19 protein-coding genes are annotated in these 21,153 nt (G+C 72.1%); 9 read left to right on the top strand and 10 right to left on the bottom strand.

The window, feature by feature from the left end; all coding sequences use genetic code 11:
• Positions 1–22: 22 nt before the first annotated feature.
• The 3 genes from tgmB to IE277_RS20310 all read right to left on the bottom strand — a co-directional run bounded on the left by tgmB (position 23) and on the right by IE277_RS20310 (position 2,317).
• Positions 23–1,006, bottom strand: coding sequence for an ATP-grasp ribosomal peptide maturase (tgmB, locus tag IE277_RS20320; protein ID WP_189954380.1), 984 nt, complete (start codon positions 1,004–1,006; stop codon positions 23–25).
• A gap of 17 nt (positions 1,007–1,023) precedes the next feature.
• A complete protein-coding gene (tgmA, locus tag IE277_RS20315; RefSeq protein ID WP_158918144.1) occupies positions 1,024–1,215 on the bottom strand; it encodes a putative ATP-grasp-modified RiPP in 192 nt (63 codons plus the stop codon).
• Between the two features lie 226 nt (positions 1,216–1,441).
• Complete coding sequence (locus tag IE277_RS20310; protein ID WP_189954378.1) at positions 1,442–2,317, bottom strand: fructosamine kinase family protein; 876 nt, start codon at positions 2,315–2,317, stop codon at positions 1,442–1,444.
• A 188-nt stretch (positions 2,318–2,505) separates the two neighbouring features.
• Between IE277_RS20310 and IE277_RS20305 the strand changes: the two genes are divergently transcribed.
• The gene (locus IE277_RS20305) at positions 2,506–3,228 is read left to right on the top strand and encodes a cyclodityrosine synthase (RefSeq protein WP_229881834.1); all 723 of its coding nucleotides are present in this window, start codon (positions 2,506–2,508) and stop codon (positions 3,226–3,228) included.
• Positions 3,225–4,436, top strand: coding sequence for a cytochrome P450 (locus IE277_RS20300; RefSeq protein ID WP_189954377.1), 1,212 nt, complete (start codon positions 3,225–3,227; stop codon positions 4,434–4,436). The genes IE277_RS20305 and IE277_RS20300 overlap by 4 nt, the downstream gene beginning before the upstream one ends.
• 141 nt (positions 4,437–4,577) lie before the next feature.
• Here the strand turns inward: IE277_RS20300 and IE277_RS20295 are convergent, their stop codons facing one another.
• Positions 4,578–5,495, bottom strand: coding sequence for an SCO6745 family protein (locus IE277_RS20295; RefSeq protein WP_229881833.1), 918 nt, complete (start codon positions 5,493–5,495; stop codon positions 4,578–4,580).
• 634 nt (positions 5,496–6,129) lie between these two features.
• Complete coding sequence (locus tag IE277_RS20290; protein WP_189954375.1) at positions 6,130–7,062, bottom strand: hypothetical protein; 933 nt, start codon at positions 7,060–7,062, stop codon at positions 6,130–6,132.
• Positions 7,063–7,434: 372 nt separating this feature from the next.
• Between IE277_RS20290 and IE277_RS20285 the strand changes: the two genes are divergently transcribed.
• Positions 7,435–8,208: a class F sortase gene (locus tag IE277_RS20285; RefSeq protein ID WP_189954373.1), complete on the top strand. Its 774-nt coding sequence runs from the start codon at positions 7,435–7,437 to the stop codon at positions 8,206–8,208.
• 15 nt (positions 8,209–8,223) lie between these two features.
• Here the strand turns inward: IE277_RS20285 and IE277_RS20280 are convergent, their stop codons facing one another.
• From IE277_RS20280 to IE277_RS20270, 3 genes are all read right to left on the bottom strand, one after another.
• Positions 8,224–9,390 (bottom strand): SGNH/GDSL hydrolase family protein, encoded by a 1,167-nt coding sequence (locus IE277_RS20280; RefSeq protein ID WP_189954371.1) that lies wholly within the window; start codon positions 9,388–9,390, stop codon positions 8,224–8,226.
• A 66-nt stretch (positions 9,391–9,456) separates the two neighbouring features.
• Complete coding sequence (locus IE277_RS20275) at positions 9,457–10,026, bottom strand: TetR/AcrR family transcriptional regulator (protein ID WP_189954368.1); 570 nt, start codon at positions 10,024–10,026, stop codon at positions 9,457–9,459.
• Between the two features lie 103 nt (positions 10,027–10,129).
• A complete protein-coding gene (locus IE277_RS20270) occupies positions 10,130–10,645 on the bottom strand; it encodes a MarR family winged helix-turn-helix transcriptional regulator (RefSeq protein ID WP_189954365.1) in 516 nt (171 codons plus the stop codon).
• 227 nt (positions 10,646–10,872) lie between these two features.
• Here IE277_RS20270 and IE277_RS20265 point away from each other — a divergent pair, with 227 nt between their 5' ends.
• On the top strand, positions 10,873–11,943 hold the full coding sequence (locus IE277_RS20265) for an alkene reductase (RefSeq protein WP_189954363.1): 1,071 nt from the start codon (positions 10,873–10,875) through the stop codon (positions 11,941–11,943).
• A gap of 79 nt (positions 11,944–12,022) precedes the next feature.
• Positions 12,023–12,928: an NADP-dependent oxidoreductase gene (locus tag IE277_RS20260; protein ID WP_189954361.1), complete on the top strand. Its 906-nt coding sequence runs from the start codon at positions 12,023–12,025 to the stop codon at positions 12,926–12,928.
• A 464-nt stretch (positions 12,929–13,392) separates the two neighbouring features.
• On the opposite strand, the gene IE277_RS20255 is transcribed toward IE277_RS20260, so the two are convergent.
• A complete protein-coding gene (locus tag IE277_RS20255; protein WP_189954359.1) occupies positions 13,393–13,755 on the bottom strand; it encodes a winged helix-turn-helix transcriptional regulator in 363 nt (120 codons plus the stop codon).
• A 67-nt stretch (positions 13,756–13,822) separates the two neighbouring features.
• Here IE277_RS20255 and IE277_RS20250 point away from each other — a divergent pair, with 67 nt between their 5' ends.
• The 3 genes from IE277_RS20250 (at position 13,823) to IE277_RS20240 (ending at position 18,107) form a co-directional block, all read left to right on the top strand.
• The gene (locus IE277_RS20250; RefSeq protein ID WP_189954356.1) at positions 13,823–14,710 is read left to right on the top strand and encodes an NAD(P)-dependent oxidoreductase; all 888 of its coding nucleotides are present in this window, start codon (positions 13,823–13,825) and stop codon (positions 14,708–14,710) included.
• A 277-nt stretch (positions 14,711–14,987) separates the two neighbouring features.
• Positions 14,988–15,941 carry a LysR family transcriptional regulator gene (locus tag IE277_RS20245; protein WP_189954355.1) on the top strand — a complete coding sequence of 318 codons (954 nt, stop codon included), beginning with the start codon at positions 14,988–14,990 and terminating at the stop codon, positions 15,939–15,941.
• Between the two features lie 207 nt (positions 15,942–16,148).
• Positions 16,149–18,107, top strand: coding sequence for a collagenase (locus IE277_RS20240; protein ID WP_229881831.1), 1,959 nt, complete (start codon positions 16,149–16,151; stop codon positions 18,105–18,107).
• 76 nt (positions 18,108–18,183) lie between these two features.
• On the opposite strand, the gene IE277_RS20235 is transcribed toward IE277_RS20240, so the two are convergent.
• Positions 18,184–19,629, bottom strand: coding sequence for a glyceraldehyde-3-phosphate dehydrogenase (locus IE277_RS20235; RefSeq protein ID WP_189954353.1), 1,446 nt, complete (start codon positions 19,627–19,629; stop codon positions 18,184–18,186).
• Positions 19,630–19,812: 183 nt separating this feature from the next.
• Here IE277_RS20235 and IE277_RS20230 point away from each other — a divergent pair, with 183 nt between their 5' ends.
• Complete coding sequence (locus IE277_RS20230) at positions 19,813–21,021, top strand: putative hexosyltransferase (RefSeq protein WP_229881830.1); 1,209 nt, start codon at positions 19,813–19,815, stop codon at positions 21,019–21,021.
• The last annotated feature ends 132 nt before the right edge of the window (positions 21,022–21,153 follow it).

The following is a 21,153-nucleotide window of genomic DNA, read 5'->3' as shown; positions in this document are numbered from 1 at the left end:
CTCCGAGCCGATCCCCGCACCCTCAAGAGGCTGCGCTCCGGCCGTCCTGCGCACACCTGCCGTCCGGATCCCGGTCCCCGGCGAGCCACGCGGCGATCGTCGCGGCGATGGGCTGACCTGTGTCCATCTCGACGAACCCGAACTGGCCCGACTGGTTGCACTCCAGGAACCACCAGATCCCGTCGGCGTCCTCGGCGAAGTCGAATGCGCCGTAGGCCAGTTCCGCGCCCCTCATGTACCGCTGTACGCCCTCGGCGACGCGCGGGGGCACGTCCACGGGCAGCCAGGGAGAGACCGAAGCGGCGAAACGGACGTCCACCTCGTCCGGGTGGGCGTCCGGATCGGCGGGCTTCCGCGCGGCCAGCAGGGTGTCGCCGACGGCGGTGAGCCGGATGTCGGCCCGCTTGGCGATCCGCCGCTGCAGCAGCGTCGGACCGAAGGCCACCGCCGAGAAGTCGGTGTCCGGCGCGACCCGGCTGGTCGGCACCGCACGCGGCGGTTCCTGTGGATGCGCGCCGGACACCGGTTTGACCACCAGGTCCGGGAAGCGCTCCGCGAACGCCCGGGCCGCCTGCGGGAACGTCGTGATCAGCGTGGCGGGCACCGCGAGGCTGCTGCGCTGGGCGAGATGCAGCTGCCAGGGCTTGTGCCGGGCGCGACGGGAGGCGTCCGGATGGTTCATCCAGCGGGCGTCGGTGGTGCGCAGCATGCCGTAGAGCGCCTGTGCCGACTCCTCCGTCAGCCAGGCGGACGGCTGGGCGGCGCGAGCGGCCGCCTCCCCGGGCCTGCGCACCCACACGGAGCGCAGACCGCTCATGCTCACGAGGCGCCCGCCGACGGACAGATGTCCACGGCAGGCGCCCTGCACGAACTCGCCCGACAGCGCCACCCCGGTGGTCAGATCGGCGGGATCGAGCCGGACGACAGGCACTCCGGACTCGCCCAGCCGGAGGACCACCATGTCCGCCGTCACGTCTTCTTCACTGGTCAGGATGAGCACGGTCATCAGTCGGGGCCCGCGGTTCAGTCGTCGAAGTGGGTCTTGGACCCGGCGGTCGACGTCGTGGTCCCCAGAGCTTTCAGGGTCGCGTGGTCGGTGGCGGCGATCCGCCCGTCCGGGAGGACGTTCAACTGCAGTCCGGAGTCGTACGCGTACGGAGTGGTGACGTCCAACTGCACAGCGGGGCGCGCGTAGTTGAGCGTGAACGGTTGCATGGTCTCTCCCTGATTCGGCTTTCACGTCCTTATACGAATCGAACGGGTGATTGGTTTCCTCACTCTGCGTAATCGCAGGTCGGAGGGGGCCGGACGGCCCCTGGGACACGGGGACGGCACGACACCGTCCCGCCGGGCGTGCGGGACGGCGCGCCCGCAAGCCTCAGGACGTCGGCGCCGCCCGGGAAGTTGCCCGCCCGGGCCGGAAAAATCGGCTGAGCCGGCGTCACATCGCCAGTGCGCCCCGGGCCGCCGCCAGGGCCTGCTCGGCGTATCCGCGTCCGAACAGCACCGCGTGCACCAGCAGTGGGAACAGCTGGTGGACGCCCACCCGTTCGCGCCATCCCGGCGCCATGGGGGCCGCCTCCTCGTACCCGGCGAGCACCCGGTCCAGCAGCGGGCAGCCGAACAGCCGGAGCATCGCCAGATCGGTCTCCCGGTGTCCGCCGTGCGCGGCCGGGTCGATGAGCCGGACCTCGCCGTCGGCGCCCCACAGGACATTGCCGTTCCACAGGTCGCCGTGCAGCCGCGCGGGCGGCTCGGGCGGGCCCGCCAGCTCCGGCAGCCGTACGCAGACCCGCTCGAACACAGGCGCCTCGCCCGGCCGGAGCGTGCCGCGGTCGACCGCCCCGCGCACATAGGGCAGGACGCGATGCTCGGCGTACCAGCGGGGCCAGTCGGTGCCCGGCGCGTTGCGCATGGGGGCGAGGCCGATGAAGGCGTCCTGGGGGCCGTCGGGCGGTGCCGCCCCGAAGTGCGGTGCGCCGGCCGCGTGCAGGGCCGCCAGGGCCTGGCCGAAACGCAGGGCCCCCGCGGGGTCCGGTCGCCCGGTCGGCACCCGCTCGGTCACCATCCAGCGCGCGTCGTGACCGAGCACCGCCGGCACCCGGACCGTGCCCGCCGCGGCCAGCCAGCGCAGTCCCGCCACCTCGGCCTGTACCGCCCCGGGCGCGTCGCCGCGCTTGACCATCACCCGGGCGCCGCCGTCCAGGGTGACCTCGGCGGGTGATCCGGACGCCGCCCGCGCGCCGGTGACCGGACGCCCGGTGAGCCGGGACGCCGCCCGGCCCGCGTCCTCGTGAGCCTCGTCTCGGTTGACCACGGCCCCAGAGTACGACCGCCAACAGATGCACGGTGCATGGAACTTCGAGCATTGCTACAACTGTTTTCGGCCAAAACCGGGCAGTAACTGCCCGTGCTGATCTCATGCGGTTAGCGTGAGGGCGCCGCGCAGCCACACCGGGGGCACAGGGCCCCGCCGGGACTAGCACGCGGCGGAGGCTTTCCCCTTTGACCACAGCATCCGTGCTGATGGCCGACGTCTTCGAAGTCCAGCCGTACACCTCCCACTGCGAGGTCATCCTGGGTGAGGGCGCGCACGCCGTGATCGGTGTGTCTCCGGGCAACAGTTACTTCTCGGCCCGCCGCCTGCACGACCTCGCCCGCTGGGGACTGGACCACTTCGACAGGGTCGACTTCGTCTACACCGACCTGTACGTCGCCGAGATGTACGAGGCATCCGGGTATCCGCCGGACGAGGCCCGGCGTAAGGCGGTGAAGAACCTGCGCGGTGTGCGCGCCAAGGTCCGTGACGCGGTGACGACGGCGGACCCGGAGGGACTGCGGCTGGACTGGCACCCGATGTCGGAGTTCCGCACCAACCCCGCTTATCAGGAGATCCACCGGCAGCTCAAGGACCGGCTGGCCGACGACGGCGCCTTCCGGGCCGTTTGCGATTCCTTGGTGAATCGTTTCCTCAGCGCCCGCGGCGAGGCGCCGACCGAGCACATGCGGGACGTGTGCCTGGACTATGTGTGCGCCGAGGCACCGCTGTTCCTGGACACCCCCGCCATCCTCAAGGTGCCGTCCTCGCTCAACTGCTACCACCAGCTGCTGCCGATGGCCGAGCTGCTGTACTCCCGCGGCGCCGGCCTGCGCGCCTCCCGCAACCAGGGCCACGCCGTCGTCACCCCCGCCGTCACCCCCGCCGTCCTGGAAGGAGCCGTGGCATGACCGCCGCCCCCGGCACCCGCGCCGACGAGGCGCCCCTGCTCGATTTCCCGTTCTCCTGGGACGGCACCCAGGTCCCCGCCGAGGTCGAGGAGATACGCGCCGCCACCCCCGTACGGCGCGTACGGACCATCGCCGGAGCCGAGGCCTGGCTGGTGTCGTCGTACGACCTGTGCGCGCAGGTACTGAAGGACGACCGGTTCTCGCTGAAGGACACCTCCGCCGCCGGAGCACCCCGGCAGTACGCGCTCACGATCCCGCCCGAGGTCGTGAACAACATGGGCAACATCACCGGCGCCGGACTGCGCCGGGCGGTGCTGAAGGCGCTCAATCCCAAGACGCCCGGTCTGCTGGAGTGGCTGCGCGAGGAGGCGCACCGGCTGGTGGACCGGATGGCGGCTGACGGCCCGACGGCCGATCTGCGCGGCGCGTTCTGCGAGCCGTACTCGGCGGGGATGCACTGCCATGTCCTCGGCATCCCGCAGACCGAAGCCCCGGCGTTCCTGCGCAGCCTGGACATCGCCTTCATGAACGCGCCGTGCCCGGTCACCGGAGCGAAGATCAACTGGGACCGTGACATCGCCCGGATGACGGCCCTGCTCGACGACCCGGCGACGCACGGCCTCATGGGTGAACTCGCCGCGCTGCGCGACGACCCCGAGTACGCGCATCTCAGCGACGAGATGCTGGCCACTGTCGGGGTCACCATGTTCGGCGCCGGTGTGATCTCCACCTCCGGCTTTCTCGCGATGGCGCTGGTCTACCTGCTCACCCACCCCATCGCCCGTGACCTCCTGCGCGACCGCCCCGACCTGATCGGCCCGGGTGTGGAGGAGCTGCTGAGGGTCAATCTCTCCATCGGCGACGCCCTGCCGCGCCTGGCGCTGGAAGACGTCCGGCTCGGTGACGTCGACGTGAAACAGGGCGAACTCGTCCTGGTGCTGGTGGAGGGCGCGAACCTCGACGCCGAGAAGTTCCCCGACCCGCACCGCTTCGACGTGCACCGCGACAACACGGCCGACCACCTCTCCTTCGGCGGCGGGGCCCACTACTGCCCCGCCACCGCGCTCGGCCGCGCGCACGCCCGGATCGCCCTGGAGGTCCTCCTCGACCGGCTCCCGGACCTCGCGCTCGCCGTCCCGTCCGGCCAACTGGTCTGGCGCACCGGCTTCATGAAGCGGATCCCCGAGCGGCTGCCGGTGACCTGGTAGCCGGGCGGACCCCGTGACCGTACGACGCCCCGGCCCGGCACAGCGGGCGGGGCGCCGTACGGGCCGGTCCGGCACACGGCCGGGCGGCAGCTGACCGGGGACATGCCCTGGGGCACCCCGACGGACCCGCCCGGAGCGTGCTCAGCGGCGGGCCGGGTACGGGCCCCGGGTCACCCCCACCGGATTGCCCGGCGGCAGCAGACCCGAGTCCTCGACCCGGCGCGCCAGGGGCTCCAGGAGAGCGGCCAGGCGTGCGGTGCGATCGGTGCCGAGCACGGTCCAGGGGCCTTCGGCCGCCGCGTCGGTCAGTGCCTCCACCTCCGCGCGCACGTTCGCCCCCGCCGGGGTGAGGGAACCGTCGGCCGCGAGCAGCCCGCGCTCGCGCAGCCGTATCGTGGCCGCGTCCCAGTCCACCGGTTCCCACTTGCGGGTCTCCCGCAGCAGGGCCCCGTCGGACTCGCCGGCCGCCGCCTTGAGCACCATGGCCTCGACCGGTCCGAGTCCCTGGCCCACCAGCACCGCCACATGGGAGTCGCCCCGGTGCTCGCGCAGCGTCGTCAGGCCCTGCCAGAGCCGGGCGGCGGGGCGGTCCGGGCGCTTGAGCGCCTGGTTGGCGGCGGCCAGCACCCGGCCCGCGGTGTCCGCCCCGGCGGCGGCCGCCCAGGCGAGGTCGGCCGCCTCGGCGAAATCGGCCGAGCCGACGATCTCCGCCCCGAACAGCGCGGTCATCGCCGCGTCCAGCGCGTCGAGGCGGGCGGCCAGCACCTCGGCCGGTGTCGCATACCCCCAGGCGTCCGGCAGGGCCCGGGTCACCCGGGTGGCGTGGAAGACGTAGAAACTGCTCGTCACGACGGACGGGGGAGCCGCGCCGAGCGGTGCCGCGCGCAGCGCGAAGTACCCCATCCAGAATCCGCGCATCCCGAGCGCGTCCGTCGCCCGGCGGACCTCCGGTGCGCAGTACACGAGGTCGTGCACCGGCTCGTACCGCTCCCACAGGGCCCGCGCCCTCGTGTCCGCCACCGCTTCCTCCACCGCGTCGGTCTGCCGTGCTGTCGGCACCAGCCTGCGTTATGACGGCAGTCATAACAAGCGGGGCGGGGGAGCCAGAAGGGGTACCGGCGTCCTCCGCGGGGTGGTGCGGAAGGAGGTACCGGCGGGCGCGGCGGTGGGCGCCGATAGGCCGACTGTGTGTCAGGAAGCGGTGCCCTGTGCTCCATATGTGTCCCCGAGGCCGATCCGGACGACAGACACCGCGCTCGGCGCCGCCGCGGCCATGCCCGCCGACCGCGGCCGGGGAGGGCGGCGGCCGATCGCCCGCTCCCGACAGGAGCGAGTGCTCCATGGGTCCGGCACCGGCGGAGGCGGAGCATCAACTGCACGGTGCGTCAGGGGAGTTGGGGGCCTTGGACGGTGCGGCGTCCTCGGTGGCGGTGAGGTCCGTCCGGGGGATCCGGCGGCCGCTTCCCGCCGGCCGCGGCGCTGTCGCCGACCGGCCCGCGGGCCGGTCCCGGTGCGAGGGGTGCGCCACGCCCGGCGATTCGCCCGGACGAGGGCATGGGGAGCGCGATCACTGGGTCAGACGGGTGGCTCGGTGACCCGGCTGGGCGGCTCGAATGGTGGGAGTCGAAGTGCTCACTGACGGTGGTTCATGTCGAGGCCGGGCTATCCAGCTGATGAGGTATCGGCTGCCCGGTCACGGCGGAAGGACATCGCTATGCGTTCTGCCCGCATGCTTCTGGCTACGGCGGCGGCCACCGCCGCCCTCGCCTTCGCAGTTCCCAGCGCCGCCCTCGCCGTCACCTCGGGTGACGACGGCGGCCGCGACGACTCCTCGCACAGCCGGAGCCACGACAGCGGTTCCGACGACGACCACGGCCGTGGCGGCGACGACCACGGAAGTGACGACGACCACGGCAAGGGCGGCGACCATGGCCGCGGTGACGACAACGACAATGATCACGGAGGAGACCACGGCAACGGCCGCGGACACGGCCCGCGCGGCGGAATGCACACGGGTGGCGGAGCGCTCGCCCTGGCGCGTGCCGGCCACCATGGCTCCGATGACGACGACCACGGCCGGGGTGGCGATGACGACCACGGCCGTGGCGGCGACGAGGACCACGGCGACAAGGGTGGTGAAGGCGACCACGGCCGGGGTGGCGACGACGACCACGGCCGCGGACACGGTCCGCGCGGCGGCGTGCACACGGGCGGCGGCGCGCTCGCCACGGTGCGTGTCGGCGCCCATGGTTCGGGTGACGACGACCACGGCAGGGGCGACGACCGCGGCGACGACCACGGCGGCAAGGGCGGTGGCGACGAGGACCACGGCGACAAGGGTGGTGAAGGCGACCACGGCGACAAGGGTGGTGAAGGCGACCACGGCCGGGGTGGCGACGACGACCACGGCCGCGGACACGGTCCGCGCGGCGGCGTGCACACGGGCGGCGGAGCGCTCGCCACGGTGCGCACCGACGCCTGGGGCGGCTCGGGCCGTGGTGGCGACGACGACCACGGCCGGGGCGGCGACGACCACGGCGGCAAGGGCGGTGACGACGACCACGGCCGGGGCGGCGATGACGACCACGGGCGTGGCGGCGACGACGACCACGGCCGCGGTGGGCACGACTCGCCGCGCGGCGGCATGCACACGGGTGGCGGCGCGCTCGCCACACCGAGTGTCACCGCGGGTGGCCTGGCCGTACTGGCCGTAGGCGCAGGCGGGATGTACGTGCTGCGCCGCAGGAAGGCCGGCCAGCCGTCGAACTGACCTGACTCTCCTTCCTTCCAGAGGCTGCGGCAGCCGCCGACGTGTCCACCGCGTCGGCGGCCCGCCCCAGGCGGGCGGTCCCCCGAAGCCCCCGCACGTACGTACCCGCTGTGCACCGGACCGACCATGCCGGAGCCCCCTGTACGTCACCCCCTGCGCGCCGGACCCTCTGCCCGGCGCCCCCTGTCCTGATCCCCGTGCTGCCGTGCCCGAGTGAGGTGGTGTCCGATGGCAGCAGAACCCTCCTCCCCGACCCCCGCGCAAACACCCGCGGACGGGCGGAGTTCCGGCCGTGGCGGGCGGCTGACGCTGTGGGGCGTGGCGATCGTCCTCCTCGTCGTCAGTGTGTTCGGCGGCCACCATGGCTCGGACGGCGCCTCGCAGGCCTCCCGGGCCGGCGGGACGCATACGTGGCATACGTGGCACACGCCCCGAGGCTCGGGCGCAGGCTCGGGCTCGGGCTCGGGAGCGGGCGCCGGCTCAAGCTCCGGTGCGGGAGCGGGCGCGAGCACGCCGTCCACGGCCCCGACACAAGAGGCCGACACGTCCCTGCCCCGATCCGAACCGACCCGTCTTGTCATCCCCGAGATCTCGGTGGATGCCCCCTTCACCACCCTGTCCATCGGCGACACCGGCCAGCTCGAACCGCCGCCGGCCGGTGACACCAACCTCGTCGGCTGGTACGCCAAGGGCGCCTCGCCCGGTGAGAAGGGCACCGCGGTCATCGCGGGGCACGTCGACACGACGACCTCCGCGGCCGTCTTCGCCAACCTCGACGATCTGTCGCCCGGCGACGAGTTCACCGTGCAGCGTGCCGACGGGCGCGACGCCGACTTCGTCGTGGACGACACCGAGACCTTCTCCAAGGACGACTTCCCGAGCAAGCGCGTCTACGCCGACGCCGACCGTCCCGAGGTCCGGCTGATCACCTGTGCCGGCGCCTACGACACATCCGCCAAGGACTACACCGACAACCTGGTGGTCTTCGCCCACCTGGTGTGAGGAGGCCCGTACACGTCAGCCGGCGCCGCCCCCGAGGGGCCCGCCCGGAGTGAACGCCAGAGCCGCGAACCGTTCGCCCATGCGGCGGTGCGCGGCGGCGTCCGGGTGCAGCCCGTCCGGCAGCGGCAGTTCACCGAAGTCGGCCTCGCCGTACAGCGCGCGGCCGTCGAGGTAGTGCAGGTGCGGGTCCTCGGCCGACCGTTCGCCGACGATCCGGGCCAGCTCCGCACGGATGACGCCCAGGGTGAGTTTCCCGCTCGCCGTCTCCGCCGGGTCCCCGGCCGCCTGGAACCGCAGCCGTCCCTCGCCGAGGGCGGAGGTGTCCATGAGGCTGGGGCCCGGCGTGTCCTCGTGCATGGGGCACAGGATCGGCGAGACGACGAGCAGCGGGGTGTCGGGGTGTCCCTCGCGGATGGTGTCGAGGAAGCCGTGCACGGCCGGACCGAATGCCCGCAGCCGCATCAGATCGGCGTTGACCACGTTGATGCCGAGCTTGACGCTGATCAGACCGGCGGGTGTGTCACGCAGCGCGCGAGCGGTGAACGGGTCGAGCAGGGCGCCGCCGCCCAGGCCCAGATTGATCAGTTCCACCCCGCCGAGGGACGCGGCGAGCGCCGGCCAGGTGGTCGTCGGGCTCGCGGCGGTCGAGCCATGGCTGATGGAACTGCCGTGGTGCAGCCACACCGTGCCGCGCGGGTCCGGTACGGGCTCGACGGGCGCGTCGGTGCGCAGGGCGACGAGTTCGGTCCTCTCGTCGTACGGCAGCCAGATCTCCACGACCTTGTCGGTGTCCGGCAGCCCGGTGCAGCGCAGCGTGCCGACGGGGCCCGGCCGGTGCTCGGCGGTGCCGTCGCTCAGGTCGATGGTGAGTGTGTGGCCGCCGGTGATGTGGCCGCCGCCGGCCGGACGTCCGTCGACGAGCACGTCGTACCGGCCCTGCGGGCGGGGCGGTACGCCGACGTAGACCCGTTTGGTCGGCAGGGCGTCCAGTTCGACGACGGTCGCGCGGGTGCGCAGCACCAGCCGTACGCCGGAGGGCTGGGACTCCACCATGGCCAGCTGCGGATCGGCGCACTGCGCGCGGGCGCGGGCGGGCAGCCGGTGCGGCAGCAGTCCGTGGGCGGTGCGTTCCAGTTCGAGGGCGCCACGCAGGAGTGCGGGCGTGATCGGGGTGGTGTGCATGGTGTCGGCCTGCGTTTCGAAGAGGTCGCGAGGATGCGAAGCGGGCGCTCGAAGGGCTCGTACGGGTCAGTCGCCGGGCCAGTTGCGCAGTGTGGCGTCGAGGGCGTCCAGGATGCGGGTCCAGGACTCCTGGGAGTCGGGGGCGCTGTGGCTGAATCCGCCGGCCAGCTCCAGGCTGACGTAGCCGTGGAAGACGCTGCCGAGCAGCCGGACGGCATGCGTCTGGTCGGGCTCGGCCAGGTCGTAACCGCGCAGGATGGCGCGGGTCATCGCGGCGTGCCGGCCGCCCGCGCTCGCGGCCGCCGCCTCGGGGGTCAGCGGGTGGCGGGTCGCCGCGTACCGGCCGGGATGCGCACGGGCGTAGTCGCGGTACACGTCGGCGAACGCGGTGAGGGCGTCCTTGCCGGCCCGGCCGGCGAGCGCGTCGGCGGCGCGGTCGGCCAGCTCCCGCAGAGCCAGCTGCGCGATACGGGTCTTGAGGTCCCCGGAGTTCTTCAGGTGCGAGTACAGGCTCGCGACCTTGACGTCGAACCGCCGGGCGAGCGCGGACAGGGTGACCTGCTCGAAGCCGACCTCGTCGGCCAGCTCGGCGCCCGCACGCACCAGCCGCTCGGTCGTCAGACCTGCGCGAACCATCTGCTCTCCCCTCTCTGCCATAAGTGATTATGGAGATACCTAAAGCATTTAGGCAAATGAGGGCGCACTTTAACTGGTCGGTGGCCGTCGTCGTCGTGGTCCGTCAGGTGCCGAGCCGTGCGGCGGCGCGGACGAGCCGTTGCTCGATGTCCTCCAGGGCGCGCAGGACGGTGGCCTGTTCGTCGTCGCCGGTGTCGCCGACGGTGGCGTCCTCCAGCTGGCGCCAGAGGTGCTCGACCTCCTTGCGTAGGGCGTGGCTGGCGGTGGTGGCCTCGATGACGGAGGCGCGCTTGTCGTCGGCGCAGGGGGAGCGGCGGACGAAACCGGCGTGTTCGAGGCGCCGGATGGTGCGGGTCATGGTGGCGGCGTCGGAGTCGAGCAGCCGGACGAGGTCGACCTGTCGCTGTGGTCCGAGCTCCCACAGCTGCATCATCACCAGCTCCTGGCCAGGGTGCAGACCCACGCGGCGCAGGAGGTGCCCGGCGATCATGCGGTGGGTGCGGGCCACCCGGAAGATCGCGTGACTGATGGGTCCGCCAACGGCGGCCGCGGGCAGGGGGATGGCCCCGCTCGCCAGGGCCTGAGGGCACCCCTCACTGCTGGCTGCGGACTCCGTCATGGTCTGAACGCCCCTGTTCCCGTCGTGAATATTGCTCGAACAGGATACCTCTCACCGGGTGCCTGGCTACGGATCTCGGTGGGGCAGACCGGCGAATTCGCGCGAGTTTCCCCTCCTTGTGTCCCTCCTTGTGATGGTCGTCATGCCGGTTTGTGGAATGCTTCTCGGGCACTTTACTGTTCGGACAGGTAATTCGACCGGCATCCACCACCTGAAGGGCTTGAGCCATGACCACTGCATTCGAACCGATCGATCTGGGCGGCAAGCGCCTGGCCAACCGCATCGCGATGGCGCCCATGACCCGCAGCCGCGCCTACGGGGCCGGCGCGAGCCCGACGGATCTGATGGCCGCCTACTACGCACAGCGGGCCGGCGCCGGGCTGATCGTCACGGAGGGCATCCAGCCCTCGCCGGTCGGCCAGGGCTACCCCGACACCCCCGGCCTGCACTCCGCGGAGCAGATCGCGGCGTGGCGGCAGGTGACCGACGCGGTGCACCGCGAGGGCGGGGTGATCTTCGCGCAGCTGATGCACACCGGCCGGATCGGCCACCCGAGCCTGCTGCCGGAGGGCCTGGTGCCGGTGGCTCCGTCGCCGGTGCCGGCCCAGGGGCAGGTCTTCACCCATGAGGGACCGAAGGACTTCGTGACGCCGAAGGAGCTGACCGAGGCGGAGATCCGGCAGACCGTCGACGACTTCGCCGCCGCGGCCCGGGGCGCCGTCGAGGCCGGGTTCGACGGCGTGGAGATCCACGGCGCCAACGGCTACCTGGTCCACCAGTTCCTCGCGCCCAACACCAACCGGCGCACCGACGCCTGGGGCGGCGCCGCCGAGGGCCGGATCCGCTTCGCCGTCGAGGTGGTCACTGCCGTGGCCGAGGCGATCGGCAGCCACCGGGTGGGACTGCGGATCTCGCCCGGGAACCCGTACAACGACATCGCCGAGCCCGACCCGGCCGAGGTCTACCGGGCGCTGCTGGACCGACTCGCCGGCCTGGACCTGGCCTATCTGCACCTGATGGAGGGCCCGGACCGGGAGCTGACCCGGGAGCTGCGCAAGCGGTTCCCCGGCACCTTCGTTCTCAACCCCTTCACCCACCCGGCCGCCACCGGCCCCGAGGCGCTGGACCTGCTCGACGACGGCAGCGCGGACCTGATCGCCTACGGCGCGCTGTTCCTGGCCAACCCCGACCTGCCGGCCCGCCTCGCCGCCGGCGGCCCGTTCAACACGCCGGACACGGCCACGTTCTACGGCGGCGACCACCGCGGCTACACCGACTACCCCACCCTCACCGCCTGAGCGGCGGCCCCGCCCCCAGGGTCGCACGGTGAGACAGAACGTGCGGTTCCCCTCTCCGATCTCCAACCGGGAGTTCCCGATGTCCCAAGCAATCACCTACTCCGAGTACGGCGGGCCCGAGGTGCTCCGGCTGACCGAGGTCAGCCCGCCGGAGCCGGGCCCGGGCCAGGTCCGCATCAAGGTCAGGGCCGCCTCCGTGAACCCGATCGACATGAAGCTCCGGTCCGGCCTGATGGCCCGCATGGCCCCGGCCGACTTCCCCGTGATCCCCGGCCTCGACGCGTCCGGTGTCGTCGACGCCGTCGGCGAGGGCGCCGACGCGGCGGTCGGGGACGAGGTCCTCGGCGCCACCGTGGGCGGCGGCTACGGCGAGTACGCCCTGCTGGAGCGGCGGGCGGCCAAGCCCGGGGCCTTGTCCTGGGAGGTCGCCGCCTCGCTGGTCACCGTCGGCCTGACCGCCTCCCGCGTGCTGGGCCGGCTGGGCGTCCAGGCCGGCCGGACCCTGCTCGTCCATGGCGCCGCCGGCAGCGTCGGCGTCCTCGCGGTCCAGCTGGCCGCCGCCCGCGGGATCACCGTCATCGGCACCGCCGCCGAGCGCGACCTGGAGCGCGTCACCGGCTTCGGAGCCACCGCCGTCCGCTATGGCGACGGCTGGGCGGAGCGGGTGGCGGCCGCCGCCGCGGGCGGCGTGGACTTCGTGTTCGACGCCTCCGGTGCCGGCGTGCTCGCCGGCTCCGTCGCCCTGACCGGCGACGCGGACAAGGTCATCACCATCGCCGACATGGCCGCCGCGCAGCACGGCGTCCGGTTCAGCGCCGGCACCGCGGATCAGGGTGGAGCGGACCTGCCGGAGCTGGTGCGACTGGCCGCCGCCGGACAGCTCACCGTGCCGGTCTGGCGTACCTACCCGCTCGCCGAGGCCGCCCGGGCCCACGCCGACCTGGAGGCCCACCGCAACCAGGGCAAGGCCGTCCTGGTGCCCTGACCCGGACACCGCCGCCTCGCCCGACGGGACCGGGCGAGGCGGCGGTGTCCGGCCGCGACCGGTGCCGGCCATCGGCTCGGTCGGCGGCAACGCCGCCCGCACACGAACTGGCGTGCGTCCGCCACCCGCCTCGGCTCCGGCTCCGGCCTCGTCCTGGCCCACGGTGCCGGCAGCAGTACCGCCGGCGCCTACGGCCGGCCGCATCCTGGGCGGCCCTGCCGCCCGCCACAGCGTCGTCGAGCGCGTCACCGCCCTCGTCCTGACGGCCACCATGGCCCGGCCCGACGACCAGCAGGCCCTGACCACCTCGTACCGGTGTGGCCCGTCGGCCGGCGGACACCCACTTTTTTGTGCGTACTTGGCAGCGCCGCCCGGCCGGGAGAGGCTGTTTCACGAGGTCAGGGGCGAGGGCGACAGCGCGAGAGGAGGTGGGTGCGATGGTGTGCCAGGAAACTGACCCTGGGTCAGGAAGCCGCCTCGCGTTCGCGTTCGCGTTCGCGCAGCCGGTCCAGGTGCCCATGTCCCCAGTCGGACACAGGGCCCAGGGCCTCGGACAGATCGCGGCCGAGACCGGTCAGCGTGTACACCGTCTTCGGCGGCAGCACGTCGTACACCTCCCGGTGCACCAGCCCGTCCTCCGCCATCTCGCGCAGCGCCTGAGTGAGCACCTTCTCGCTCAACCCCGGCAGCCGGCGCCGTAGTTCGGCGGGCCGGTGCGGTCCGGACTCCAGCAGCCAGAGCAGGGACGTCTTCCACTTGCCGTCGATGACGGCGATCGCGGCGGTCACTCCGCAGACGTCCGGGTCCTGGGCGCGGCTGCGTGTCATTGGCGTCCTCATTCTTTTCCCACCAGGCCGTACGGCCACCTTGTCTGTCTCTACGGGGAGTTGAAACATGTCCACGTCCACGAATCTTCCTTCCGTCACCGTGCTCGGTCTCGGTCCGATGGGCCGCGCGCTGGCCGGCGCGTTCCTGAGGGCGGGGCTGCGGACCACGGTCTGGAACCGCACACCGGGCAGGGACCGGGAACTGATCGCGCAGGGCGCGGCCGGCGCCGCGACGGCGGAGGAGGCGGTGGCCGCCGGGGATCTGACGGTGGTCTGCGTGGTGAACTACGACGCGGCCGACGCCGTCCTGCGCCCCGACTCCGTCACCCGCGCGCTCAAGGGCCATACCGTCGTGAACCTGAGCGCCGACACCCCGGACCGGGCCCGGCGGACGGCCCGGTGGGCCGAGGAGCACGGCATCCGCTACCTGGACGGCGCGATCATGACCGCGGCCCCCAGCATCGGAACACCCGAAGCCGTCTTCCTGTACAGCGGACCGCGGGAGCTGTACGAGGAGTACCGGCCCGTGCTGGCGGCGCTGGGCGGCGGGCACACCCACCTCGGTGCGGAGATCGGGCGCGCCGCCACCTTCGACATCGCGCTGCTCGACCTCTTCTGGACGGCGATGGCGGGCTATGCGCACGCTGTGGCGATCGCCCGGGCCGAGGGGGTCACCGCCGGCGAACTCGCCCCCTTCGCGCAGGGCATCGGCGCGATCCTGCCCCCGCTCTTCGCCGAGTTCGCGCAGGACGCCGACGACGGCAGCTACTCCGGGGCGATCAATCCCCTCACCTCGGCCGCCTCGACCATGAGCCATGTCATCGGCCTCTCCGAAGCCCATGGCATCGACGCGGGCGTGATGCGCGCGGCGGAGGGCCTGGCCCGGCGCACCATCGGCCTCGGCCACGGCACCGACGGCTTCATCCGGGTCGCGGAGGTCCTGGGCCGGCGCTGAGCCGAACGGGCCCGGGCGTGCCGTGGACCTGGGCGTGCCGTGAACCCGGGCGTGCTGTGCAAGGGGCCGGCCCGCACACCGACCGGGCGGCGCCACGGCCGGCGGACCTGCGGGCCCGAGGTCGGCGGACCTGCGACTTGTGCCGGACGCGGCACGGTGCGACGCTTCGGTCCGCCGGCCGCGACCACGGCCGGCGGTGCCTGTGAGCACGCGTTTTCCCGGACGGGGCGAACGGATCTCGCGGGGCCGGCCGGGGACGGGAACGGGGAGTGGTGCGATGGAGCTGGAGCTGCGGCACCTGCGGGTGCTGTGCGCGATCGCCGACGCCGGCAGTGTGGGGCGCGCCGCGACACAGCTCGGCTACTCGCAGCCCGCCGTGAGCACCCAGCTGCGGCGCATCGAACGCCACCTGGGCGAGTCGCTCTTCGAACGCGGCACGAGCGGAGTACGGCCGACCCGCTACGGCGTCGAGGTCGTCGCCCAGGCCCGCGACGTGCTGGCCCGTGCCGACGCCATCGGCCACCGGCCGGCCGCCGCGCCGCCCCGCCGCAGTCTGCGCGTCGCGGCGACCAACTCGCCCATGCTGTCCGGGACGGTCTCCCGTATCCGCACCCGGCTGCCGGACCTGTCCGTCGCGGTCACCAGCGTCTACGCCTCCTCGCGGATCGTCGAGCTGCTGGAGGACGGCTCGGTGGACGCGGCCATCGCCGCCGACTATCCGGGCATGGAGCTGCGCCACTCCGACGCGGTGCGGCACCGCGGGATCGTCACGGAGCCGACGTTCGTCGCCCTGCCCTCCCGGCACCGGCTGCGGCAGTGCGCGCAGGTCCAGCTCGCCGATCTGGCCGAGGACGCGTGGTTCGTCACCCCGGACGACGGGGCCGGCTGGCCAGGTGTGTTCTACGACGCCTGTGCGGCGGCCGGCTTCACACCGGTCACCGTGCACGAGTTCCTCGGCGACCAGACCCAGCTGCAGAGCATGATCGCCGACGGCCTCGGGGTGTCCCTCGTCCAGCCGACGCTGCGGCCGATCCCGCACGTCGTGGTCAAGCCGCTGGTCGGCTCCCCGCTGTGGTGCCGTTATGTACTGGCCTGGCGGCCCGACACCGTGACCGGCGAGGTCATGGAGGCCCTCTCCCAGTCCGCCACGGCCGCCTATCGCGATCTCGTCGCCCAGGCACCCCACCTGCGCGCCTGGGCCTCGCGCACCTGGAGCGTCACCGGGGCCTAGTGGGGTCATTGGCGCACGGTCCATGGCGCACTGCCAATGGCGCATGGTCGACGGCGCACCGCGATGTCATGAGCGATCCATGATGTTATGAGCGGTCAATGCCATGTGCTATGTCACACGGCATTGTTGGGGCGGGTGGCTCGCTGAGACAGTGCCACACACGCCTCAACACCCCACCGAGGCGCATCCCTTCGTGGAGGAATCCAGATGCGCTATCGCTTCGCGCCGCCCAGACGCATGCCCGGCCGCACACACCGCCGTACGTCCGCACGCGTGGCCGGCGCCGCGGCCGTCTGCGTCACCCTGGCCGGGCTGCTGTCGACGCCCGCGCTGGCGGCGCCGCAGCCGCACACCGGTGCCGCCCCACAGTCCCGCGCGCAGGTGCCGGTGCCGTCGCCGGCCGGCGCGGCCAACGCCGTCACCGAGCGTCCCGCGAGCCAGGCCCGGCGGCTCAGTCCGGCCCAACTCCCGCCCCTGCGGCCGCTGTCACCCGCTCCGGCCCGCAAGGCCGCGAGGGCGGCCTCCTGTACGCCCGGCGACTTCGGCAGCCGCAGCGGCTCCGCCCTTGTCGCCTTCGTGAAGGCGTCGACGACGGACTGCGTCAACACCCTGTTCTCGGTGACCGGCCAGGACGCGCACAACGTCTTCGTCGAGGCCCAGATGCTCAGTGTGGCGGCCGCGTTCACGCGCACGGCCGGACAGTACCGCGGCGACGACTCCGGCGGCCTGGAACAGCTGGTCCTCTTCCTGCGGGCCGGCTACTACGCGCAGTTCAACCATCCCGGGGACGTGGGCACGTACGGCGCCCGGCTCACCAAGGCCGTCTCGGCCGGCCTGGACGCCTTCTTCGCCCGCTCGCACTCGAACGATGTGTCGGCGGTGAACGGCGACATCCTCGGCGAGACCGTCATCCTCACCGACAGCGCCGACCTCCAGGGCCGCTATCTTCCCGTCTACGAGCGGTTGTTGAGCGCCTACGACAGCTCGTACGACTCCGTGGACAGCATGGTCAGGGCGATCAACGACGTCTACACCCCGCTGTGGCGTGGCAATTGGAACCCCGACTACGTCAAGGCGGTCGTCGCGGACCCGTCGATCACCGACACCCTGCACGAGTTCGCCCTGGACCACACGGACCTGCTCGGCACCGGCAATGCCTTCCTGGACTCCAACGCGGGGATGAACCTGGCCCGTTACGTCGAACACCCGGAACTCCAGGCGACCGTGAAGCCGCTCGCCAAGGATCTGCTGGACCAGTCCGCGATCACCGGCCCGACGGCCGCGCTCTGGGTGGCCGTCGCCACGCAGGCGAACGCCTACGACGGCAGCGACTGCGCGTACTACGACGTCTGCGACCTGCCCGCCAAGCTGACCGCGGCCGCCCTGCCGATCACCCACTCCTGCGACGCGGACCACAGCATCCTCGCCCAGGACCTCACGGACGCCGACCTCGACGCGGTCTGCGCCAGCGTGCTGCACCAGGACGGCTACTTCCGCGGCCTGGTGAAGGCCGACGGCCCGATACCCGGCCAGTACGTCTCCGCCATCCAGCTCGTGGTCTTCGCGAGCCGCGCCGACTACCAGACCTACGCCGGCGCGATCTGGGGCGTGAGCACCGACAACGGCGGCATCACGCTCGACGGCAACCCGTCCGACCCGGACAACCACACCACGTCGATCATGTACCAGAAGGGCTCCGACGACGGCTTCACGGCCCGGATCTGGAACCTCAACCACGAGTACACGCACTTCCTCGACGGCCGCGACGACATGAAGGGCCCCTTCGACCAGCAGATCTCGGTGCCCGACGTGTGGTGGATCGAGGGCCTCGCGGAGTACGTGTCCTACGGCTACCGGAACATCGCCGACGACCAGGCGGTCCAGGAGGCGGCTCGGCACACGTACAAGCTGAGCACCCTCTTCGAGAACACCTACGACAACAGCGACACGATCCGCACCTACCCGTGGGGCTATCTCGCCGTGCGCTACATGGCCGAGAACCATCCCGACGACATCCAGAACATGCTCGCCCGCTTCCGCGTCGGGGACTACGCCGGCGGATACGCCGTCTACCACGACGGCATCGGCACCCGCTATGACGCCGACTTCGACCAGTGGCTCACGGCGTGTGCCGCGGGCTCCTGCGCCAAGCCCGCCAAGGCCTGAGCGCACGCCCCGCAGCACGACGGCCGCCGACCGGAGACCCCGGTCGGCGGCCGTCGTGCTGCGGGGCGGGACGCCGTCAGACCGCCGTCGTCGGGTACGTCGGGTACTCGACGCCCGACACATGCTGGACGACCCGGACGACCTGGCAGGAGTAGCCGAACTCGTTGTCGTACCAGAGGTAGAGGATCGCGTTGTCGCCGTCGACCTTGAGGGCGCCGGCGTCCACGATCGAGGCGTGGCGCGAGCCGATGAAGTCGCTGGAGACCGCGTCGGGCGCCGTGGTGAAGTCGATCTGGCGCTTGAGCGGGGAGGTCAGCGACACCTCGCGGAGGTAGTCGTGGACCTCCTCACGGGTGGTCTCGCGGGCCAGCTGCAGATTGAGGATGGCGATCGAGACGTCCGGCACGGGCACCCGGATCGAGCTGCCGCTGATCGGCGCCTTCAGGTCCGGCAGGGCCTTGGCGACCGCGGAAGCGGCACCCGTCTCGGTGATCACCATGTTCAGCGGCGCGGAGCGGCCGCGGCGCTCGGACTTGTGGTAGTTGTCGAGCAGGTTCTGGTCGTTGGTGAACGAGTGGACGGTCTCCACATGGCCGCGCAGCACACCGTACTCGTCGTCCATCGCCTTCAGCGGCGGGACGATCGCGTTGGTGGTGCAGGAGGCGCAGGACAGGATCTGCTCGTCCGGCTTGACAGTGTCGTGGTTGACGCCGTGCACGATGTTCGGGACGTCGCCCTTGCCCGGCGCGGTGAGGACGACCTTCTCGATACCGGGGCGCAGGTGCTTGGACAGGCCCTCGCGGTCGCGCCACTTGCCGGTGTTGTCGATGAGGATGGCGTCCCGGATGCCGTACTCGGTGTAGTCGACGGCGCTCGGGTCGTCGGCGTAGATCACCTTGATGGCATTGCCGTTGGCCACGATGGTGCTGTTGGCCTCGTCGACCGTGATCGTGCCCTGGAACTGCCCGTGGATGGAGTCGCGGCGCAGCAGCGAGGCGCGCTTGACGATGTCCTCGGCGCCGCCGCCGCGCACCACGATGGCCCGCAGCATCAGGCCGTTGCCGGAGCCGGCCTTCTCGATCAGCAGCCGGGCGACGAGCCGGCCGATGCGGCCGAAGCCGTACAGGACGACGTCGCGCGGCTCACGGCGCTCGATCTTGTTCGCGCCCGTCGCGCCGGCGACGGCCTCGGCGGTGAACTCCGCCACGCTCAGGCCGCGCTCGTCGGCCATGTAGGTGGTGACCAGCATGCCGAGGTCGATCTGGGAGGGCCCGAGGTCGAGCGTGGTCAGGGCCTCCAGGAACGGCATGGTCTCGGTGACGGACAGCTCGGCGCCGGCGATCTGCCGGGCGAAACGGTGCGTCTTGAGGATGCTGACCACCGACTTGTTCACCAAGGAGCGGCTGTGCAGCAGGACGGTCACGTCCCGCTCGCGGTGCAGCTTCCCGATGAGCGGGATCATCGACTCCGCGATCTCCTCGCGGATCTTCCAGTTGGTGAACGAGTCGTCGTTGACAGTCACGGATCCATCTTTCGAGCTAGGGAGCGCTCATATGCTAACCAGACTTCTCACGTGCTCCTTCAGGAGGGGTGGAGTAAGGGATTTGCACCCATTCCTTGACTGATTCCTGAATCAGGGTGGAAGTCCGTAAGAAACCCGAGTCGCGGATTGCACGTCTTACCTGGCGTGCCCAAGGTCAACAGAGTGAGCACCTCCTCCGTACCGCGGCCCGAATCGGCCGCCCCGTCCCGTCCCCTCCGACCCCCGGCCCTGCCCCGGATCGCCCGGCGCGGGTTCCCGGAGGGAGCGCTGGCAGCCCTCGCCCTGTTCGTGGCCGTGCGGCTCGCCGGGGTCCTGATGGTGATCGTCACGAACGCGGTGCGGGGTCATCCGCTGGTCAAGAGCTTCGCCCACTCCTGGGACTCCCGCTGGTACCTGCATATCGCCGCCCAGGGCTACGGCCACCGGATCTGGATCACCCCGCAGGGCGCCGTCCAGAGCGACTGGGCGTTCTTCCCGCTGTACCCCGGGCTCATCAGGGCGCTGTCCACCGTGCTGCCGTTCAGCCCCGGCCAGGCCGCCCTGCTCATCGCGTGGATCGCCGCGGGTGTGGCGGCGTACGGGGTCTACGTCATCGGTCATCACCTCTACGGCCGCGGGGTCGCCACCGCCCTGGTCGCGCTGTGGGCCGCCCTGCCGCACGCGGTCGAGCTGACCATCGCCTACACCGAGTCCCTCTTCGCCGCGCTCGCCATCTGGTCCCTGTACTTCGTACTCAAGCGCCGTTGGCTGTGGGCCGGCACGCTGGCCGCGCTGGCCGGGCTGTCCCGGCCGAGCGGATTCGCGATCGCCCTGGCCGTCTCCCTCGCCGCCGCCCACGAGGCGCTGCGGGAGCGCGGCCGGGTCCCGGTGAGCCTGTGGGCCGGCGCCGTGCTCGCCCCGCTGGGCTGGCTCGGCTATGTGCTCTGGGTCGGCGGGCAGACAGGCGACCTGCTCGGCGGCTATTTCAAGGTGCAGAGCGCCTGGGACTCGCGTTTCGACTTCGGTCTCGGCTCGGCGCGCTTCCTGAAGGCCCTGCTGCTGCACGGCGGGGGCGTCGTCTACCCGGCGGCCCTGGTGATAGTCGCGGCCGGCGTGCTGCTGTTCGCGCTGCTCTGCCTGGAACGCGCACCACTGGCCCTCGTCGTCTTCGCCGGCGTCCTGATCCTGCTCGTGGTCGGGGGCTCCGGTTCCTTCTCCTCCAAGCCGCGCTTCCTGCTGCCGGCCTTCCCCCTCCTCATCCCCATGGCCCGCGCCCTCACCCGGACCTGGCGCGTCCGGCCGGCCCATGTCGTGGTCATCTACACGGGTCTGACCGTCGTGTCCCTGCTGTTCGGCGCCTATGTGGCGGTGGTGGCCCGCTCCCCGCTGTGAGACATGCGGCCCAGCTCGTGGCCGGAGGTATGAGACTGGTGAAAGTTCAGAAAGTTCCAGAGGGCTTCAGAGGGCTCCCGAGAGCGGCGTCGGCGGCGAGCGCACGCCGATGCCGCGCGGCACGATCAGCCG

It is taken from the genome of Streptomyces alanosinicus (assembly GCF_014650595.1).
Lineage (GTDB): Bacteria > Actinomycetota > Actinomycetes > Streptomycetales > Streptomycetaceae > Streptomyces > Streptomyces alanosinicus.
The sequence above is the reverse complement of the archived record's forward strand: the minus strand, read 5'-3'. Positions and strand labels throughout refer to the sequence as shown.

Excerpts from the sequence above, each read along its gene's own strand:
- IE277_RS20270 (WP_189954365.1), bottom strand. The coding sequence starts at position 10,645 with ATGACGGAGTCCGCAGCCAGCAGTGAGGGGTGCCCTCAGGCCCTGGCG.
- IE277_RS20300 (WP_189954377.1), top strand. The coding sequence starts at position 3,225 with ATGACCGCCGCCCCCGGCACCCGCGCCGACGAGGCGCCCCTGCTCGAT.
- IE277_RS20280 (WP_189954371.1), bottom strand. The coding sequence starts at position 9,390 with ATGCACACCACCCCGATCACGCCCGCACTCCTGCGTGGCGCCCTCGAA.
- IE277_RS20260 (WP_189954361.1), top strand. The coding sequence starts at position 12,023 with ATGTCCCAAGCAATCACCTACTCCGAGTACGGCGGGCCCGAGGTGCTC.
- IE277_RS20275 (WP_189954368.1), bottom strand. The coding sequence starts at position 10,026 with ATGGTTCGCGCAGGTCTGACGACCGAGCGGCTGGTGCGTGCGGGCGCC.
- tgmB (WP_189954380.1), bottom strand. The coding sequence starts at position 1,006 with ATGACCGTGCTCATCCTGACCAGTGAAGAAGACGTGACGGCGGACATG.
- IE277_RS20255 (WP_189954359.1), bottom strand. The coding sequence starts at position 13,755 with ATGACACGCAGCCGCGCCCAGGACCCGGACGTCTGCGGAGTGACCGCC.
- IE277_RS20285 (WP_189954373.1), top strand. The coding sequence starts at position 7,435 with ATGGCAGCAGAACCCTCCTCCCCGACCCCCGCGCAAACACCCGCGGAC.
- IE277_RS20240 (WP_229881831.1), top strand. The coding sequence starts at position 16,149 with ATGCGCTATCGCTTCGCGCCGCCCAGACGCATGCCCGGCCGCACACAC.
- IE277_RS20250 (WP_189954356.1), top strand. The coding sequence starts at position 13,823 with ATGTCCACGTCCACGAATCTTCCTTCCGTCACCGTGCTCGGTCTCGGT.
- IE277_RS20245 (WP_189954355.1), top strand. The coding sequence starts at position 14,988 with ATGGAGCTGGAGCTGCGGCACCTGCGGGTGCTGTGCGCGATCGCCGAC.
- tgmA (WP_158918144.1), bottom strand. The coding sequence starts at position 1,215 with ATGCAACCGTTCACGCTCAACTACGCGCGCCCCGCTGTGCAGTTGGAC.
- IE277_RS20265 (WP_189954363.1), top strand. The coding sequence starts at position 10,873 with ATGACCACTGCATTCGAACCGATCGATCTGGGCGGCAAGCGCCTGGCC.